At 50.6% G+C, this 19358-nt stretch carries 18 protein-coding genes; 9 read left to right on the top strand and 9 right to left on the bottom strand.

Annotated features, from left to right (window positions below; all coding sequences use genetic code 11):
• The 8 genes from EQY_RS0105930 to preA form a co-directional block, all read left to right on the top strand.
• Positions 1-450, top strand: a 450-nt coding sequence (locus tag EQY_RS0105930) for a LysR substrate-binding domain-containing protein (RefSeq protein ID WP_024212434.1), incomplete at its 5' end; no start/stop codon positions are given.
• Between the two features lie 130 nt (positions 451-580).
• A complete protein-coding gene (locus EQY_RS0105925; protein ID WP_001516704.1) occupies positions 581-979 on the top strand; it encodes a CidA/LrgA family protein in 399 nt (132 codons plus the stop codon).
• On the top strand, positions 976-1671 hold the full coding sequence (locus EQY_RS0105920; RefSeq protein WP_000968197.1) for a CidB/LrgB family autolysis modulator: 696 nt from the start codon (positions 976-978) through the stop codon (positions 1669-1671). Before EQY_RS0105925 ends, EQY_RS0105920 begins: the two co-directional genes overlap by 4 nt.
• Before the next feature lie 130 nt (positions 1672-1801).
• Positions 1802-2686 (top strand): cytidine deaminase, encoded by an 885-nt coding sequence (gene cdd / locus EQY_RS0105915; protein WP_000553574.1) that lies wholly within the window; start codon positions 1802-1804, stop codon positions 2684-2686.
• Between the two features lie 184 nt (positions 2687-2870).
• Positions 2871-3590 (top strand): outer membrane permeability protein SanA, encoded by a 720-nt coding sequence (gene sanA, locus EQY_RS0105910; protein WP_000920075.1) that lies wholly within the window; start codon positions 2871-2873, stop codon positions 3588-3590.
• Positions 3591-3592: 2 nt separating this feature from the next.
• A complete protein-coding gene (locus EQY_RS0105905; RefSeq protein ID WP_000383083.1) occupies positions 3593-3832 on the top strand; it encodes a DUF2542 family protein in 240 nt (79 codons plus the stop codon).
• Between the two features lie 264 nt (positions 3833-4096).
• Positions 4097-5335, top strand: coding sequence for an NAD(P)-dependent oxidoreductase (locus EQY_RS0105900; RefSeq protein ID WP_001136354.1), 1239 nt, complete (start codon positions 4097-4099; stop codon positions 5333-5335).
• Positions 5329-6564 carry an NAD-dependent dihydropyrimidine dehydrogenase subunit PreA gene (gene preA / locus EQY_RS0105895; protein WP_000956051.1) on the top strand — a complete coding sequence of 412 codons (1236 nt, stop codon included), beginning with the start codon at positions 5329-5331 and terminating at the stop codon, positions 6562-6564. Before EQY_RS0105900 ends, preA begins: the two co-directional genes overlap by 7 nt.
• 152 nt (positions 6565-6716) lie before the next feature.
• On the opposite strand, the gene mglC is transcribed toward preA, so the two are convergent.
• The 6 genes from mglC to folE all read right to left on the bottom strand — a co-directional run bounded on the left by mglC (position 6717) and on the right by folE (position 13626).
• Positions 6717-7727 carry a galactose/methyl galactoside ABC transporter permease MglC gene (gene mglC / locus EQY_RS0105890; RefSeq protein ID WP_001275122.1) on the bottom strand — a complete coding sequence of 337 codons (1011 nt, stop codon included), beginning with the start codon at positions 7725-7727 and terminating at the stop codon, positions 6717-6719.
• Between the two features lie 15 nt (positions 7728-7742).
• On the bottom strand, positions 7743-9263 hold the full coding sequence (gene mglA / locus EQY_RS0105885; RefSeq protein ID WP_000255048.1) for a galactose/methyl galactoside ABC transporter ATP-binding protein MglA: 1521 nt from the start codon (positions 9261-9263) through the stop codon (positions 7743-7745).
• A gap of 60 nt (positions 9264-9323) precedes the next feature.
• Positions 9324-10322 (bottom strand): galactose/glucose ABC transporter substrate-binding protein MglB, encoded by a 999-nt coding sequence (mglB, locus tag EQY_RS0105880; RefSeq protein ID WP_001036964.1) that lies wholly within the window; start codon positions 10320-10322, stop codon positions 9324-9326.
• A gap of 279 nt (positions 10323-10601) precedes the next feature.
• Entirely contained in the window at positions 10602-11642 is a 1041-nt protein-coding gene (galS, locus tag EQY_RS0105875) for an HTH-type transcriptional regulator GalS (RefSeq protein ID WP_000628680.1), read from the bottom strand.
• A 141-nt stretch (positions 11643-11783) separates the two neighbouring features.
• On the bottom strand, positions 11784-12941 hold the full coding sequence (gene yeiB, locus EQY_RS0105865) for a DUF418 domain-containing protein YeiB (RefSeq protein ID WP_000440930.1): 1158 nt from the start codon (positions 12939-12941) through the stop codon (positions 11784-11786).
• A gap of 16 nt (positions 12942-12957) precedes the next feature.
• Positions 12958-13626, bottom strand: coding sequence for a GTP cyclohydrolase I FolE (gene folE / locus EQY_RS0105860; protein WP_001139613.1), 669 nt, complete (start codon positions 13624-13626; stop codon positions 12958-12960).
• A gap of 257 nt (positions 13627-13883) precedes the next feature.
• Between folE and yeiG the strand changes: the two genes are divergently transcribed.
• Entirely contained in the window at positions 13884-14720 is an 837-nt protein-coding gene (gene yeiG, locus EQY_RS0105850) for an S-formylglutathione hydrolase (protein ID WP_000425475.1), read from the top strand.
• Between the two features lie 31 nt (positions 14721-14751).
• Here yeiG and cirA read toward each other — a convergent pair whose 3' ends face one another.
• The 3 genes from cirA to EQY_RS0105830 all read right to left on the bottom strand — a co-directional run.
• Positions 14752-16743 (bottom strand): catecholate siderophore receptor CirA, encoded by a 1992-nt coding sequence (gene cirA / locus EQY_RS0105845; RefSeq protein WP_000489214.1) that lies wholly within the window; start codon positions 16741-16743, stop codon positions 14752-14754.
• A gap of 292 nt (positions 16744-17035) precedes the next feature.
• Complete coding sequence (lysP, locus tag EQY_RS0105835; RefSeq protein ID WP_000253268.1) at positions 17036-18505, bottom strand: lysine-specific permease; 1470 nt, start codon at positions 18503-18505, stop codon at positions 17036-17038.
• A gap of 204 nt (positions 18506-18709) precedes the next feature.
• Positions 18710-19358 (bottom strand): LysR family transcriptional regulator (locus EQY_RS0105830; RefSeq protein ID WP_000341729.1); only part of this gene is annotated, 649 nt, incomplete at its 5' end.

Below are 19358 nucleotides of genomic sequence, written 5' to 3'. Positions count from 1 at the left end.
TGTTTGGGGTGGCCCCCCCCCCCCCTGCCGCTAAATTATCAGGTGCTCTACACCGAGCCAGTGTGCTTTGTCGCTCGCCCAAACCATCCACTGGCGAAATATGCCGCTCTTGGCTGGGATGATCTGGCTAACTGGCGCTGGATAGTCTGGCCAACCGGGACACCTATTCGTCTCAGTATTGATAATGCGCTGGTAGAACATGGCGTGATGCTGCCAGAAAACACCATTGAATCGGCGTCAATGAACGTCAGCACCAATCTGCTCCAAAGCAGCGACATGATTTCTATACTCTCTTTACGTCTGGCGCAACGCTATGCCAGTCAGGGGCAACTGGTGATCCTGAACCTGCCGAAGATAGAACAGAAAGGCAGCGTCGGCGTGTTCTGGCGTAATAACGAAACGCCCTCCCGTGCGCTAAGTCGGTTCCTGCACTTTTTGAACCAGAATTAGACCACTGAATTGGGCGCTTGCCCGATATTCGTCTCCTGTAATTCAACTATGCTCAGATTTCATGATGTGATCGGTAGCACGTTTTACAGATTAATTGTATGATGAATCCATCTCATCTGGGGTGTTGATCATGAGTAAGACACTGAACATTATCTGGCAATATTTACGCGCTTTTGTCCTGATTTATGCCTGCCTGTATGCAGGTATTTTCATTGCTTCCCTGCTACCGGTAACCATTCCGGGCAGCATCATCGGGATGCTGATCCTGTTTGTCCTGCTGGCCTTGCAAATTCTTCCGGCGAAGTGGGTCAATCCGGGGTGCTACGTACTGATTCGCTATATGGCGCTATTGTTTGTGCCGATTGGCGTAGGCGTCATGCAATATTTTGATTTGCTGCGCGCACAGTTTGGCCCGGTAGTGGTTTCCTGTGCCATTAGTACGCTGGTGGTTTTTCTGGTGGTGAGCTGGAGTTCGCACCTGGTACACGGTGAACGTAAAGTCATAGGTCAGAAAGGATCAGAGAAATGATGGCGAATATCTGGTGGTCATTACCGCTGACATTGATTGTCTTTTTTGCCGCCCGCAAACTGGCAGCGCGGTATAAATTTCCATTGCTCAATCCGTTGCTGGTGGCAATGGTGGTGATCATTCCTTTTTTAATGCTGACCGGCATCTCTTACGACAACTATTTTAAAGGTAGTGAGGTTTTAAACGATCTGCTGCAACCGGCGGTGGTGGCGCTGGCCTATCCTTTATATGAACAGCTGCATCAGATCCGCGCGCGCTGGAAATCGATCATCACCATTTGTTTTATCGGTAGCGTGGTCGCGATGGTGACAGGGACTTCCGTGGCATTGTTGATGGGTGCTTCACCAGAAATCGCCGCGTCAATCTTGCCGAAGTCGGTGACTACGCCAATTGCGATGGCGGTTGGCGGCAGTATTGGCGGTATCCCTGCAATTAGCGCAGTTTGCGTCATTTTCGTCGGTATTCTGGGCGCGGTGTTTGGTCATACGTTGCTTAATGCGATGCGTATTCGCACCAAAGCGGCGCGCGGTCTGGCGATGGGAACGGCCTCTCACGCCCTCGGTACGGCGCGCTGTGCCGAGCTGGATTATCAGGAAGGCGCATTTAGTTCGCTGGCACTGGTGCTGTGCGGGATTATTACCTCGCTGATCGCACCGTTCCTTTTCCCGATTATTCTGGCTGTAATGGGCTAAAATTTTGCGATGCGTCGCGCATTTTTGATGTAAGTTTCACGCGTTGCATAATTAATGAGATTCAGATCACATATAAAGGCATAACGGGTTCGTAAACTGTTATCCCATTACATGATTATGAGGCAACGCCATGCATCCACGTTTTCAAACTGCTTTTGCCCAACTTGCGGATAACTTGCAATCTGCACTGGAACCCATTCTGGCAGACAAGTATTTTCCTGCGTTGTTGACCAAAGAGCAGGTCTCTTCGCTGAAGAGCGCAACGGGGCTGGACGAAGACGCGCTGGCTTTCGCACTGCTGCCGCTGGCGGCGGCCTGTGCCCGCACGCCATTGTCGAATTTTAATGTTGGCGCTATTGCGCGCGGCGTGAGTGGAACCTGGTATTTTGGTGCCAATATGGAATTTATTGGCGCGACAATGCAGCAAACCGTTCATGCCGAACAAAGTGCTATCAGCCACGCCTGGTTGAGCGGTGAGAAAGCACTCGCCGCTATCACCGTTAACTACACGCCTTGTGGTCACTGCCGTCAGTTTATGAATGAACTGAATAGCGGTCTGGATCTGCGTATTCATCTACCGGGTCGCGAAGCGCACGCGCTGCGTGACTATCTGCCGGATGCTTTTGGGCCGAAAGATCTGGAGATTAAAACGCTGCTGATGGACGAGCAGGATCACGGCTTTGCACTGACCGGCGATGCGCTTTCTCAGGCGGCGATCGCAGCGGCAAACCGTTCACACATGCCTTACAGCAACTCCCCAAGCGGCGTGGCGCTGGAATGTAAAGACGGTCGTATTTTCAGCGGTAGCTACGCTGAAAACGCGGCATTCAACCCGACTCTGCCGCCATTACAAGGAGCGTTAATTCTGTTGAATCTCAAGGGGTATGATTACCCGGATATTCAGCGCGCGATTCTGGCAGAAAAAGCCGATGCGCCGTTGATTCAGTGGGATGCAACCTCCGCAACGCTGAAAGCTCTCGGCTGCAACAATATCGACCGCGTTCTTCTCGCTTAAGCCTGGTGCCGGATGCGGCGTGAACGCCTTGTCCGGCCTACAGCCCTGGCACACTGATAAGCGTCGCATCAGGCTTGCCAACTTATCCTGGTGTCGAAAATCCCGGCAAACAGTTTGCCGTTTCTTGCGCAAAGCCCGCAGGTAAAGTAGCCTGATTGAAATTCCCCAAGATCGAGTTTTCTGCATGTTAAAGCGCGTGTTTTACAGCCTGTTAGTCCTGATCGGCTTGCTGCTGTTGACTGTGCTCGGCCTCGATCGCTGGATGAGCTGGAAAACTGCGCCTTATATCTACGACGAGTTACAGGATCTCCCCTACCGCCAGGTCGGCGTGGTACTTGGCACCGCGAAGTATTATCGCACCGGGGTGATTAATCAGTATTACCGCTACCGTATTCAGGGGGCAATAAATGCCTATAACAGCGGTAAGGTGAATTATCTATTACTTAGCGGCGATAACGCGTTGCAGAGTTATAACGAACCGATGACCATGCGCAAAGATTTAATTGCCGCTGGTGTCGATCCAGCTGATATTGTTCTCGACTACGCAGGTTTTCGAACTCTCGACTCTATCGTACGCACGCGCAAAGTCTTCGATACTAACGACTTCATTATTATCACTCAGCGTTTCCACTGTGAACGGGCATTATTTATCGCTCTGCACATGGGTATTCAGGCGCAGTGTTATGCCGTACCATCACCCAAAGATATGTGGTCGGTACGTATTCGTGAATTTGCCGCTCGTTTCGGCGCTCTGGCTGATCTTTATATCTTTAAACGTGAGCCACGCTTTTTAGGTCCTCTGGTTCCTATTCCGGCAATGCACCAGGTGCCGGAAGATGCGCAGGGGTATCCGGCCGTTACCCCCGAACAATTACTTGAATTAGAAAAGAAACAAGGAAAGTAGTTATGGATGTTCAGCAGTTTTTTGTCATTGCCGTTTTTTTCCTGATCCCTGTATTTTGTTTTCGCGAAGCCTGGAAAGGCTGGCGTGCTGGCGCAATTGATAAACGGGTTAAAAATTCCCTGGAACCAGTGTATGTCTGGCGTGACAAAAATCCCGGACTCTTCTTCGCTTATATAGTTGCATATAGCGGCTTCGGACTTTTATCCATCGGCATGATTATTTATCTTATTTTTTACCGATAATATTATTTCTTCCTCTTGCTAATTATTGAGAATAATTATTAGTTCACCCACCAGGCTGCGGATATAACATTCTGAACCGCAGCTATTTGTGAATCTTTTCACAGTTTAAATTCCCCCGCACGCTTAGCCTTAATATTAGTACGTTATATTTACCCAAAATAATTTGAGTTGCAGAAAGGCGCAACATCGCAGCACATGTAACTTGAAGTATTGCGGGTAAAACAGGCGTTCGCCTTAATTACCCATAGCATTAAGGAAGATCACATGCCGCAACAAAATTATCTGGATGAACTCACTCCGGCTTTTACGCCTTTACTGGCGATTAAAGAAGCCTCCCGCTGTTTATTATGTCACGACGCGCCCTGCAGCCAGGCTTGCCCGGCGCAAACCGATCCGGGGAAATTTATTCGCTCAATCTATTTTCGTAATTTTAAAGGCGCTGCCGAGACAATTCGCGAAAATAATGCCCTCGGTGCCGTTTGCGCCAGAGTGTGCCCTACGGAAAAATTATGCCAGAGCGGTTGTACCCGTGCGGGTGTCGATGACCCCATTGATATTGGTCGCTTACAACGTTTTGTTACTGATTTTGAACAACAAACCGGAATGGAGATTTATCAACCGGGCAGCAAGACGCGCGGTAAAGTCGCGATTATTGGTGCAGGCCCAGCCGGATTACAAGCCAGCGTGACGCTGACCAATCTGGGTTACGACGTCACAATTTATGAAAAAGGAGCGCAACCCGGTGGCTGGTTGTGTAACGGTATTCCGCAATTTCGTTTGCCGCAGTCGGTGCTGGATGCGGAAATCGCTCGCATCGAAAAAATGGGGGTGACCATTAAGTGCAACTGTGAAATTGGCAAAACGCTTTCGCTGGAACAACTGAAAGCAGAAAACCGCGCAGTGCTGGTCACCGTGGGGTTATCGAGCGGTTCTCGGCTGCCGCTGTTTGAACATAGCGACGTTGAGATCGCCGTCGATTTCCTGCAACGCGCGCGTCAGGCACAAGGCGATATCCGCATCCCGCAAAGCGCATTAATTATTGGCGGCGGCGATGTCGCGATGGACGTTGCCAGCACGCTGAAAGTTCTCGGCTGCCAGGCGGTGACCTGTGTGGCGCGCGAAGAGTTAGATGAATTTCCGGCAAGCAAGAAAGAGTTCACCAGCACCCAGAAATTGGGGGTATCGATTATTGATGGCTTTACGCCAGTGGCGGTAGAGGGCAATAAAGTTACCTTTAAACATGTTCGTTTGCCGGGCGAACTGACAATGGCAGCGGACAAAATTATTCTCGCCGTCGGTCAACATGCCGAACTTACCGCTTTTGCGGCGCTGGAGCCGAAGCGCAACATCATCGAAACGAAAAATTACCAGACTCGCGACCCACAACTGTTTGCCGCTGGCGATATTGTTGAGGGCGACAAAACCGTGGTTTATGCCGTGAAGACCGGGAAAGAAGCCGCCGAGGCGATTCATCACTATTTAGAGGGAGCTTGCTCATGTTAACGAAAGATCTTTCGATTACCTTTTGCGGAGTGAAGTTTCCCAACCCGTTCTGCCTTTCTTCTTCGCCGGTAGGCAACTGCTATGAGATGTGCGCCAAAGCCTACGACACAGGCTGGGGCGGCGTGGTGTTTAAAACGATCGGTTTTTTTATCGCCAACGAAGTTTCGCCACGTTTTGATCATCTGGTGAAAGAAGATACCGGTTTTATTGGCTTCAAAAATATGGAGCAGATTGCCGAACATCCCCTGGAGGAGAATCTGGCCGCTTTGCGTCGGTTGAAAGAAGATTACCCTGACAAGGTGCTGATCGCCTCGATCATGGGGGAAAATGAGCAACAATGGGAGGATCTGGCGCGTCTGGTGCAAAAAGCAGGCGCCGATATGATCGAATGTAATTTCTCCTGCCCGCAGATGACCTCTCATGCGATGGGGAGCGATGTCGGGCAAAGTCCGGAACTGGTAGAAAAATATTGTCGTGCGGTGAAACGCGGTTCCACTTTGCCGATGCTGGCGAAGATGACGCCGAATATCGGTGATATGTGCGAAGTGGCGCTGGCGGCGAAGCGTGGTGGCGCAGATGGCATTGCGGCGATTAACACCGTCAAATCCATCACCAATATCGATCTTAATCAGAAAATTGGTATGCCAATCGTCAACGGTAAATCGAGTATTTCCGGTTATTCCGGTAAAGCGGTGAAACCAATCGCCCTGCGCTTTATTCAGCAAATGCGCACCCATCCGGAACTGCGTGATTTCCCGATTAGCGGTATCGGTGGTATTGAGACCTGGGAAGACGCAGCGGAATTTTTATTACTCGGTGCGGCAACGTTACAGGTGACTACTGGCATCATGCAGTACGGTTATCGCATTGTGGAAGATATGGCGAGCGGGTTGTCACATTATCTTGCCGATCAGGGATTTGATTCGTTGCAGGAGATGGTTGGCCTGGCGAATCATAATATTGTCCCGGCGGAAGATTTAGACCGCAGTTATATCGTCTATCCCCATATTAATCTTGATAAATGTGTCGGCTGTGGGCGCTGTTATATTTCCTGCTACGACGGTGGGCATCAGGCGATGGAATGGGATGAGAAATCGCGCACGCCGCACTGCAATACCGAAAAATGCGTCGGTTGTTTGCTTTGCGGTCACGTCTGTCCGGTGGGGTGTATTGATCTCGGGGAAGTGAAGTTTAAAAAAGGAGAGAAAGAACATCCGGTAACGTTGTAGAACCAGCATCGCATCCGGCATTTGGCTCCTGTCGCCGGATGCGGCGTGAACGCCTTATCCGGCCTACAAAAACCATACAAATCAGTATATTGATCCCATTGTAGGCCGGATAAAACGCGCCAGCGTTGCATCCGGCAATCCCTACATTCATATCACTTCTTACGCGCGTATTTCAGTGAATCCAGCGCCACGGCGAAGATAATAATCGCCCCTTTGATGATGTACTGCCAGTACGGATTTACGCCGATGTACGTCAGGCCATAGTTGATGACCGTAAAGATAATTACCCCGGTCACCACGCCAATGACCGTCCCCACACCGCCGCTGAACGATACGCCGCCCACCACGCACGCCGCGATGGCGTCCAGCTCATACATAAAGCCAAGGTTGTTAGTCGCAGAGCCGATACGTCCGGCTTCTAACATCCCGCCGAAGGCATAGAACACGCCAGACAGCGCATAAATCATCAGCAGGTTCAGGCCGACGTTGACACCAGAAACTTTCGCCGCTTCCGGGTTACCACCGATAGCAAAAATGTTCTTACCGAAGCGGGTTTTGTTCCACAGTACCCAAACGAACGCCACGGCAATCAGCGCGTAGAAGGTAATGTAAGAGAGACGGAAACTCCCCAGCGCGACAAAGCCCTGAGCAAAGGTGGAGAAACCGCTGTCAAAACCAGAAATTGGCGACGCACCCACAAAGTCATAATAGAGCGAGTTGATGCCGTAGACGATAATCATCGTGCCGAGCGTGGTAATGAACGGCGTTACGTTGAGATAAGCGATAATCAGGCCGTTGATTAAACCGATAACTGCGCCAATGGCACAGACAATCAGAATAACCAGTGCAATCGGCATCGTCGCCATTTCCGGGAACACTTTGTTGGCGTTTTCCATCGACTGCAATAACGTCGCGGCTACCACCGCTGCCAGCCCTACCTGGCGCCCGGCAGAAAGATCAGTTCCCTGGGTGACAATTAATCCTGCCACGCCAAGCGCGATAATAATACGTACCGATGACTGGGTGAGAATATTACTTAAGTTCAACAGACTTAAAAAAGTAGGATCCTGGAAAATTATAATCGCCAGCAAAACTAAAAGAACGACGTAAATACCGCCCTCTTTCAGGTAAGTAAGAAAACTTTTCTTATTTAACGCACTCATAGGAAGCCCCTAATCTTAAAGGTGCAAAGACGCAAGACGCAGAATTTCGTTTTGCGTTGTTGTTTTTGTATCGACAATTCCAGAAACGAGACCATTGCTCATCACCAGAATACGGTCTGTTATCCCTAACAACTCTGGCATTTCGGAGGAGATAATAATAATCCCCTTGCCTTTCTTCGCCAGTTCGGCAATTAACTGATAAATTTCAAACTTCGCCCCAACATCAATACCGCGCGTCGGTTCATCGAGCATTAATATTTCTGGTTGCGTTAGCAGCCAGCGACCAATGATCACCTTTTGCTGATTACCGCCGGAAAGTGAACCAATTTGCGTCCGATGCCCCGGTGTTTTTACCCGCATCGAATCAATCACCCACTGGGTATCGCTTTTCATCCGCGAGTTATCCAGTAAACCAACTTTATTTTTGTAGTTGCGAATATTGGAAATTAACGAGTTAAAACCGATATCCAGATAGGCATAAATTCCCGTTGAGCGGCGCTCTTCAGTGACCAGTGCAAATCCGTGGTTAATAGCTTCGTTGGCGTTATGGTTATTGATCTTTTTGCCATGCAGCGTAATGGTGCCAGCCGACTTCTCGCGAATACCAAATAACGTCTCAACGATATCAGTACGTTTCGCCCCCACCAGACCGGCAATACCGAGGATCTCCCCTTTGTGCAGATCAAATGAGACATCGCGGATGGAAGGCTGGCGCAGCGACGTCAGGTTACGCACTTCCAGAATCACTTCGCCTGGCGTGTTTTGTTTGTCCGGGAAACGCTGGTTAAGAGAACGCCCAACCATCATGGCGATGATCTTGTCCATCGTCAGCCCTGCCAGCGGTTCGGTGGCGATCCACTGACCGTCACGCAATACGGTGACTTCATCACATAACTGGAAAATTTCTTCCATTTTATGCGAGATATAAACAATACCGCAGCCGCGCTCTTTTAATTTACGAATAATAGTGAACAGATGATTGACCTCTTTTTCAGTTAACGAAGAAGTCGGTTCATCCATAATCACAATTTTTGCGTTATAGGAAAACGCTTTGGCGATTTCGATCATTTGCATTTGCGAAACAGATAATGTCCCGACCCGCGCACGCGGATCGATATCAATATCCAGTTCATCAAAAATCGCTTTGGTTTCACGGTACATTTTGTCCTGATCGACAAACATGCCTTTGGTGGGATATCGCCCCAGCCACATGTTGTCCATCACCGAACGTTGTAATACCAGGTTTAACTCCTGGTGTACCATCGAAATCCCATTTTCCAGTGCTTCTTTGGCAGAATGAAAATCGATCTCTTTACCCTGGAATAAAATGGTGCCGGAGTCTTTTTGATAAATACCAAACAGGCATTTTAATAATGTTGATTTTCCTGCGCCATTTTCTCCCATTAATGCATGGATAGAATGTGGCCGGACTTTTAAATTAACGTTATCAAGTGCCTTAACACCGGGAAAAGACTTGTTGATACCGCTCATTTCCAACAAGTATTCCCCGGAAGACGGAGTCGTTGAGCTGACCATATAATTTTACCTTGTTGGCCATACAATAAGGGCGCAGTAAACGACTGCGCCCAATCAGTCTTATTTCTTGCTGAATTCAGCCAGGTTGTCTTTATCTACGCCGACATAAGGAACGCGGACAACTTTATTGTCGATTTTCCAGTTGGTGCCATCAGCCGCACCTTTGCCATCGGCCAGGTTTTTCGCCAGATCAAAGGTCGCTTTCGCCTGGTTGTTAGCATCGTTCAGCACCGTGCCCGCCAGTGCACCGGATTTCACCAGTGCCAGAGCTTCTGGCAGCGCATCGACGCCAAACACCGGAATGCTGGACTTGTTGTGCGCTTTCAGTGCTTCTACCGCGCCCATTGCCATCGCATCGTTGTTGGCAATAACCACTTCGATTTTGTTGGCGTTCGGGCCAGACAGCCACGCATCCATCTTATCTTTCGCCTGAGCGGTGTCCCACATAGCGGTATCTAATTGTAACTGCTCGGTTTTGATACCTTTATCGTTCAGTTCTTTTATCACGTAGGTAGTACGCGCTTCTGCATCCGGATGGCCCGGTTCACCTTTCAGCAGTACGAACTGAATCTGACCGTCTTTGTTAAGATCCCAACCCTGATTCGCCGCCCAGTGTTTAGCAATCAAATCGCCCTGAATAATGCCGGACTCTTTCGAGTCAGTGCCTACGTAGTAGGCTTTGTCATAGCTATCCAGCGCCTTACGGGAAGGTTCTTTGTTAAAGAAAACCACCGGCACGTTTTGCCCACGCGCTTTCTCAATCACCGTACCCGCAGCAGCCGGGTCAACCAGGTTGATTGCCAGCGCCTTCACCCCTTTCGCCAACAGCACGTCAATCTGATCGTTCTGCTTGGACTGGTCATTCTGTGAATCATTCATCAGCAGCTGGACGTCTGGCGCGGCTTTCGCATCTTGTTCGATAGCCTTACGCACCACGGACATAAAGTTATCGTCGTATTTATAAATCGTCACACCAATACGGGTATCTGCAGCGTGTGCAGCGGCACCGAATAACATGCTGGCCATCACAGCAGACAGGGTTAACACCTTCTTATTCATGGTATCTCCGGTTTTTCTTATGCAGGGTAGTGCTTGAGATAAATGCTCGGCGGGGCAGTATAGTTAATGAAGTGTTACTGAACGCCGAAGCTCACGTTTTAAAATTCGTTCTTCCATGCCCGGTAACGCTCCAGAAAACGACTTTAATTGTTGTTATAACGCTATAACCTCGATAAAAGTGATTATTCACTGTTACATATAGGTTACAACGTTAAAACGGTGCAATCATAGCTATCGCATTGTTAATATACTGTGAAATCACTCACAGATTGAAAGCGGTTACATCGCCTGATTTGTTGAGTTAGTGATCGCCGCCGCATTCTGGCGTGTTGCGACAGAATGCCGACGCACTAACGTCGGCATAAAACAGTGGCTGGCTCGCGGATCAATGTTGCCTGCTGCGCCCTGCAAGGCCAGTTCAGTAGCTAATTTTGCCATCGAAGCAATGGGATAACGCACGGTCGTTAATTGCGGGTCGGTGTAACGGGCGATGGGGATATCATCGAAACCGATGATGGAGAGATGTAACGGAATCGCAATGCCATTATCTTTTAATGCCGTCAGTGCGCCAGCGGCCATATTGTCGTTATAAGCAAACACAGCAGTAAGTTGCAGATTGCGTCCCAGCAGCTCGACCATTGCCGTCTCACCGCCGGGCATGTCCGGCGTGCCGGTGCCAATCCAGCTTTCCGGCGGAACAATATCCTGCTCTTTCAGCGCACTCATCCAGCCGGCTTTGCGCATTGCATCATCTTCAATGCCGTGGCTGGAAGAAAGATAACCGATGCGTTGATGACCGTTATTCAGCAACATACGCGTCGCCATTCGGGCACCGCTGAGATTATCCAGGCAAACGCAACGATGGGCGTAACCCGGTACAACGCGATTGATCAGCACCATACCGGGAATGTTGTCCATAAACTGCGCCAGTTCGTCGTCGCTTAACGCTTTCGAATGAACAATCAACGCATTACAACGCTGGCGAATTAACACCTCGATGGCGTGACGCTCTTTTTCCGCTTCATGATAGCTGTTGCCAATCAACACATATTTCTGATGCTGTTGGGCGACGAGATCGACGGCTTTCACCAGTGCGCCAAAAAACGCATCAGAAACGTCCATCACCACCACGCCAACGGTATCGCTCACCTGAGTTGCCAGCGCCTGGGCATTGGCGTTTGGTCGGTAATCCAGTTCGCTTACGGCTTTCATTACCGCTTCACGCGTTTCTGCACTTACCAGCGTGCTGTTATTGAGCACTCGGGAAACCGTTGCCACAGAGACGCCAGCCTGACGCGCTACATCACGAATGGTGATCATATTCACTACCTGTTGTGAGATTGCAGTAGGTTACTGCTTGCTGGCGGCTATTTTGTCAGCACTGAATACAGGACTTCGTGAATCGAGTCACAGCAATGGAAACGGTTACAGCCGTTTTGTTAATGAATGTGATCAAGATCGTTATCTTGATGTTTTGGACAATGCAGGTCCCGCAGCACGGAGGGTGAGCTGACGCCAGAGCCATTCTATCGGCCCCTGACGGAAGTAACGTAGCCAGATAACAGAGAAAAGGATATTCGCCAGCCATACCGGAATAACAAACGCCAGCAATTCCAGACGGTCAAACTGCATAAACAAACCGAAGTGGTAAAATAGTGTGGTACAAATCAGCGTTTGTAACAGGTAGTTGGTCAGCGCCATCCGTCCGACGCAGGCGATCGCCAGCACCAGCTTAAAACGGCTTAATTGCGGCCAGTAGCCGAACAGCAACGACGCATAACCCATCGCCTGAAATGGCGCACTCAGTTCACGCGGCATCTGAAGTAAGAAGGCGCACCAGCGATACGCCCAGTCCAGCCGCCATTGTAGTGCGATAGCAGGAAGGTTAATCATCAGCCCAATCGCCACCAGCACAAAACCGGTACGGCGATAGTGGCGCAAGCTGTACTGCCCTTTCAGCCAACCGCTACGCATCAATGCCGCGCCAATTAACATCATCCCCGCCAGTTGCCAGCCATACTGCGCACCCAGTGCCAGTAAACTGTTCCCTACGCCATCGGCACGGTTACTGATGGCTTCCACGCCGCCGTGAAGTTTCCAGTATTTTTCATACAAAATGGCGGACGCATCCGGCGTCCAGGCGCGACTGGTCTGGCTGTCGGAAATCAACCCCAGCAGCAGCAAAACGCCAAGCCCTACCAGATATAGCATGACGCCGGTATTAAACAGGCTTTTTACCGATGGCGCATCGCGCACCAGCCGCCAGCTGATTAAGCCCACCAGCCCGTAAGCCAGCAGAATATCGCCGTCCCAGAATAACAAGCCGTGAATAAAGCCCAACAAGACTAACAGGGTGAGCCGTGACTGGATCCAGCGTCTGCCACGCGGCAGCAGCATTTGCAGCCCCGCACCAAACAGCAACGCAAAAAGCGTGAGGAATTTCACCTGCCCGATGAGATCGAGAAATGCCCATGTCCAGGCGTCAGACGGTGTAATAGCACCGTACCAGGCGGGGTTGAGATAAGCCGCCTTTGGAAGTCCAAAGGCGCTGATGTTAAGAAGCAGGATCCCCAGAATGGCGACGCCGCGAACAAAATCGAGCGTGACGTTGCGCTCCATGGTTCCTGCCTTTTAATCAGTTGTGATGACGCACGGCGCGCAGAAACTCGTGGCGTGTATTCTGACTGGATTTGAACAAACCACCGAGGGAGGTCGTTGTCGTGGCGCTGGTCGCATCGCGGATACCACGCGCTTTCACGCAGTAATGCACCGCATCGATAGAGACCGCCACGTTATTGGTGCCCAGCAGCGTTTGTAGCGCAATGAGAATTTGCTGGGTCAGACGTTCCTGCACCTGCGGACGCTGGGCAAAGAACTGCACAATACGGTTAATTTTTGACAGACCGATCACCGAATCCTTCGGGATGTAGGCCACCGTCGCTTTGCCATCAATAGTGACAAAATGGTGTTCACAGGTGCTGGTCAGAGTGATATCGCGCACGGTGACCATTTCATCGACCTTCATTTTATTTTCAATGAGGGTGATTTTTGGGAAGTTGGCGTAATCCAGGCCGGAGAAAATTTCATCGACATACATTTTGGCGATGCGATGCGGCGTTTCCATCAAACTGTCATCAGCCAGGTCGAGATTCAGTAGCTGCATGATTTCGGTCATATGGCCGGCAATAAGGCTTTTGCGCGTTTCGTTATCCATTTCATGCACGGGCGGGCGTAGCGGTGTTTCCAGTCCTCGCGCAACCAACGCTTCATGAACCAGGGCCGCTTCTTTACTGAGTGATGGCATTTATATTTTCTCCTGCAGGTGTGACGCCTCCGCCCTGCGTGGGGGCAAAGTTATTAAGCTGATTAGCAGCCTGATTATTGTGCGTGAGGTGACGCACATAATCCAGTATTCACAGCGATAATTATTGTAATTGCCGCTGCCTTTCAGCCGTAGATGTTAAAACATCGTTATGCATATGCGGAAGTGAAAGTTACTCACAACACACTGAATAAACGGTATGATGAAAAAATTGCAAACAACATAACAAGGAGCCACGCATGGAAATGCTCGAAGAGCACCGCTGTTTTGAAGGCTGGCAACAACGCTGGCGGCACGACTCCAGTACCTTAAACTGTCCGATGACGTTCAGCATCTTTCTCCCGCCTCCCCGCGATAACGCCCCGCCGCCGGTGCTGTACTGGCTTTCGGGATTAACCTGTAATGACGAAAATTTCACCACTAAAGCGGGTGCCCAGCGCGTAGCGGCGGAACTGGGGATTGTACTGGTAATGCCAGACACCAGCCCGCGCGGCGAACAGGTTGCCAATGATGACGGCTACGATTTAGGCCAGGGCGCAGGGTTTTATCTTAACGCTACGCAACCGCCGTGGTCGGCGCATTATCGGATGTATGATTATCTGCGTGATGAATTACCTGCGCTGATTCAGTCGCAATTTAACGTCAGCGATCGCTGCGCCATTAGCGGTCATTCAATGGGCGGTCACGGTGCGCTGATTATGGCGCTGAAAAACCCTGGCAAATACACCAGCGTTTCTGCCTTTGCGCCGATTGTGAATCCGTGCAGCGTCCCGTGGGGAATCAAAGCGTTTAGCGCCTATCTGGGCGAGGATAAAAATGACTGGGAGGAATGGGACAGTTGCGCGCTGATGTACGCCAGTAATGCGCAGGATGCGATCCCGACGCTTATTGATCAGGGTGATAGCGATCAGTTTCTTGCCGACCAACTCCAGCCTGCGGTGCTGGCAGAGGCCGCACGCCAGAAAGCGTGGCCAATGACGTTACGTATTCAGCCGGGTTATGACCACAGTTACTACTTCATTGCCTCTTTTATAGAGGATCATCTGCGCTTCCATGCGCAGCATTTACTGAAGTAAAACTTAGCCCGGTTCGCCGGGCATCTTCTCATCAGAAGCGATAATCCACCGCCATAAAGTAACGACGACCGTCTTCGTTATAGCTGTAGTCATCACGGCTGAGATCTTTATCAGTCAGGTTCAGCACGCCCGCACGCAGTTTGACGTCTTTGGTCAACTGCCAGGCTGCGCCGGTATTCCAGATCGTATAGCCGCCCGGCGTTTTGGCCGTCGCGCTGTCGGCTCGTTTCTGCCCGGTATAGTGGCCAGAAACATAGAATGACCAGTCTTCGAGCGCCAGCGGTTTCCAGTCCAGCGTACCGTTAGCGGTATGGAACGGCAGGTCGGAAAGTGGTTTGTTTTCGCCATTGCTGACATCACGACCATCGTTATAGGTGTAGTTGAGTGACAGTTTCCATTCGTCATTGAAAGGAATTTTCAACTCCGTTTCCACGCCCTGAATCCGCGCTTTATTAACGTTGTAGTAGCTGAATACCGGTATGCGTCGCCCGTTCGCTCCCGTTTCAAAACCGACAAAGTTCTGGTAACCCGGTGCAGCGTTAACGTCAGACGTGCGGCTGATGCTAATACGATCTTTCACATCGTTGCGGAAAACGGTAACGCTGGATTCAACCCCTTCCAGCCAACCATCTTCGCCCATATAGTAAAGCCCCAGCTCCCAACTTTCGCTGGTTTCTGGTTTCAGATCCGGGCTACCCACAATCTTACATGCGCCACGGCAGGAATTGCTCGTCCAGTCAGGGCTAAGTTGCAGCAGAGAAGGCGCTTTAAAAGCTGTCGCCCAGCCACCTTTCACGGTAACGGTGTCGGTAGCGTTATAGACCAGATAGGCACGCGGGCTCCAGTGATCGCCGTAGGTTTCGTGATCGTCCATACGCACGCCGGTCGTCAGCGCCAGCGGCTCAAAGATCCGCCATTCATCTTCCACAAACAGCGCGTACTGGCTGGCAGACGTTTTGGAACTGGTGCCACCGGTCAGGTTTACTGCATCACTAAGTTTGTCGTGACGCCATTCACCGCCAACGGTGACAAACTGATTAATCGCCGTCAGCGGCAGCGTGTATTTGCCATCAACGGTATTGCTTTCAGAGGTAATTGGGCTGCTGTTGCCAGGGTTTTTGTTTTCGACTTTCTCGCCGTAGTATTTCAGTTCGCTGGTGCCGTAATCCCAGCGACCATTATGGCTGACAGAGTAGTTCTGGCGTTCCAGGCGGTTTTTGTCCAGCGAGTCGGAATCACGATCCTGACGGTCGAAACCGTAACCGGCGGTAAAATCGTGATTTTGATTCGGCGTCCAGGCAAATTCGACATTACCGTCGCGGCTGGAGAATCCTTCAATACGCGGAGTCTCTCCGGTATCTGTGGTGGTTGAGTTTTGCGGGTCATCCTTTTCACGTTTAGCCAGGCTGCCGTAAGCTTTCATTCCCAGCACACCATCAATTAATGGCCCACTGGTGAAGAACTGACCATTGTATGTGTCACCACGATCGCGATGTTCCTGAATGGTGGTATCGATCGTAACAGTGCCCGACCATTTCTGACCGATTTTTTTAGTGATGATATTGACCACGCCGCCGAGCGCATCAGAACCGTACAACGAGGACATCGGGCCACGTACCACTTCAATACGTTCGATGGAATCAACCGGGATCCAGTTCAGATCGAAGTCATTGTGACGAAAGACAGCATTGCGGGAGTTAACGCGTTTACCATCGACGAGAATCAGCGTGTAGCTGCTGTCCAGGCCACGAATACTGACGCCCTTGCGGTTATCCCCTTCGTTAGTCAGTTGTACGCCCGGCACTTCTTTGAGGACATCCTTCAGATTCTGTACTGGTTTACGCTGCAGGTCTTCCTGGGTAATGACGCTGATACTTGCAGGTGCATCTTTAAGGTTTTGTTCAACAGAAGATGCTGTGACAACCATCGTCTCGCCATCATCATCAACCGCCAACACAGGCCATGCACAAGAAATTGCGGACAAACACAGCCCGACCCGTACGAAAGGGTTCAACCTAAACATTCCATATCTCCATGAGGTAACTACGAAAATAAAATGGGTTATCGCTCACATCTTCTTCACGTCCCCTTGCGTACGGCAGCATCGCGGTGGACTTTTTTGTATGCAGGTGATCATCCCAGAAAGCTTGAACAGTCTCTGATTTGTCAGCCTTTTTTGATTTCGGCGTAACGATAATGCAAACGATAACAATTATCAATCCAAATGTTAAATTTTATATCCTCGTGTTTTATCAGGGAAATAGAATTGAAAAAGCCCTCTCGGTTGAGAGGGCTTAACAAGGAAGGGAGAAAACTTATTTCTTATCGTTCTGCGGGAACTTCATTTCGCTGTAACGCACGAAGTGGGTTCCTTTAATCAACTTGTAACCAAACCAGATGGCCAGGAACAGTGGGATACCAATATACGTTGCCGCTACGCCGCCCCAGTCAATGGTATCTTTCAGGAACGCCTCATAGTTCTGGCCCAGGGTGATGATCAGACACAGAATGAAAGCGAAGATCGGTCCCAACGGGAAGAAGCCCGAACGGTACGGCAGGTCGTTAATATCGTGTCCCTGCAATACATAGCCGCGACGGAAACGATAGTGGCTGATAGCAATCCCCAGCCAGGCGATAAAGCCTGTCATCCCGGAGGTGTTCAGCAGCCACAAATACACTGTCTGGTTACCAAACATGGAGGTCAGGAAACACAGACCGGCAATCACCGTCGTGGCATACAGCGCGTTACGCGGTACACCGCCACGCGACAGTTTGGCGAAAATACGCGGCGCTTTTCCGTCACACGCCAGGGTGTAAAGCATACGGGTAGATGCGTACATACCGGAGTTACCCGCCGACAGTACGGCTGTCAGAATGACCGCATTCATTACCGCTGCCGCAGAAAGCAGACCCGCGTGCTGGAACACCAGCGTGAACGGGCTGACGCTGATGTCTTTCACATCGTTACGCAGCAGGCTGGGATCGGTGTACGGAATGATCAGGCTGATGATCAGAATCGCAAACACATAGAACAGCAGGATTCGCCAGAATACCTGACGCACCGCACGCGGAATATTTTTCCCAGGATCTTCAGATTCGCCCGCTGCAATACCAATCAGTTCGGTTCCCTGGAAGGAGAAGCCAACAATCATTGCCACGCCGATCATCGCCGCAAAACCACCGGCAAACGGTGCTTCACCTATCGTCCAGTTGCTCCAGCCCACAGGCTGCGCACCTTTGAAGATACCGATAATCATCATCACGCCGACGACGATAAAGATAATCACTGTCGTGACTTTGATCAGTGAGAACCAGTACTCCGCTTCACCAAAGCCTCTGACCGAAATGTAGTTCAGCAGGAAGATGACGCCAAGGAACAGCGCACTCCAGATCCAACCGGGAACATCCGGGAACCACCAGCTCATGACCAGCTGCGCAGCCACCAGGTCAACGGCGATAGTCACCGCCCAGTTGTACCAGTAGTTCCAGCCCAGCGCGAAGCCAAAGCCCTCTTCCACATAGTTCTGACCGTAAGTCGCAAACGAACCAGAAACCGGCATATACGCCGCCAGTTCGCCAAGACTGGTCATCAGGAAGTAGACCATCAGGCCAATCAAAATATACGAGAGCAGCGCCCCGCCCGGACCTGCCTGAGAAATCGTTGCGCCAGAGGCAACAAAAAGACCCGTACCGATGGAGCCGCCAATGGCAATCATCGTCAGGTGACGCGCCTTTAATTCACGGCGTAAGCCCGGCGCTTCTGTTGTTTTAGTTTCGGAAACCATACAAAAATGCTATCCATCTTAAAAATGAGGCGCGATTGTAGCAGACGATTTGCAATCCTTCCGGTAGAAATGCGCTTTTATAAGAGACCTTCATGATCGCCCAGGAATTATAAGTAAAGCAGTCTATCTCTTTTCTGGCGAATGCATGACGCTGGCGCTGCGTCACGAAATTGACACAGCACCAGCATGTTCCTGTACCGCAATTTAACGCGGCACATTAGCGGGATCGCAATAGTCCAGAAAGCGCCGTAGCGCGTTGGAAAGGTGTTTTTGCCGATGATGGATACGCCACAACGTACGCATCAGGCGCGGTAGAGGGACAGCAACTTCACTTAATGAGCCAGCCTGTAATTGATCTTCAATTACCCGTCGCGACAGGCAACTAATTCCCAACCCATGACGCACCGCATGTTTGATAGCCTCGGAGTTACCTAATTCCATCGCCATCTCAAATTTCGGTAAATGTGACAGCAACAGATAATCGACAATTTCCCGCGTGCCGGAACCGCGTTCGCGCAGGATCCACGGCGCAGCGGCCAGTTGTTCTAAGGTGACCGGACCACGAGCCAACGGCGAAGTCGGCGCGGCGAAAACCACCAGCTCGTCTTCCAGCCACGGCTCAGAAATGATTTCAGTGCTATGGCATGGCCCTTCAATAAAGCCAATATCAACGCGGAAATCCAGCACTGCCTGCATCACGTCCTGGCTGTTACCAACGCTAAGTTCAATCGGCAACTGCGGGTAATCATGGCGATAACGGGCGATAACGGCGGGCAGGATGTAATTACCAATGGTGCTACTGGCATAGACACGAATCGCGCCGTTGTCTTCGCGAAACAGTTGTTCGATTTCG

The organism is Escherichia sp. TW14182 (genome assembly GCF_000208525.1).
Classification (GTDB): domain Bacteria; phylum Pseudomonadota; class Gammaproteobacteria; order Enterobacterales; family Enterobacteriaceae; genus Escherichia; species Escherichia ruysiae.
The sequence above is the reverse complement of the archived record's forward strand: the minus strand, read 5'-3'. Positions and strand labels throughout refer to the sequence as shown.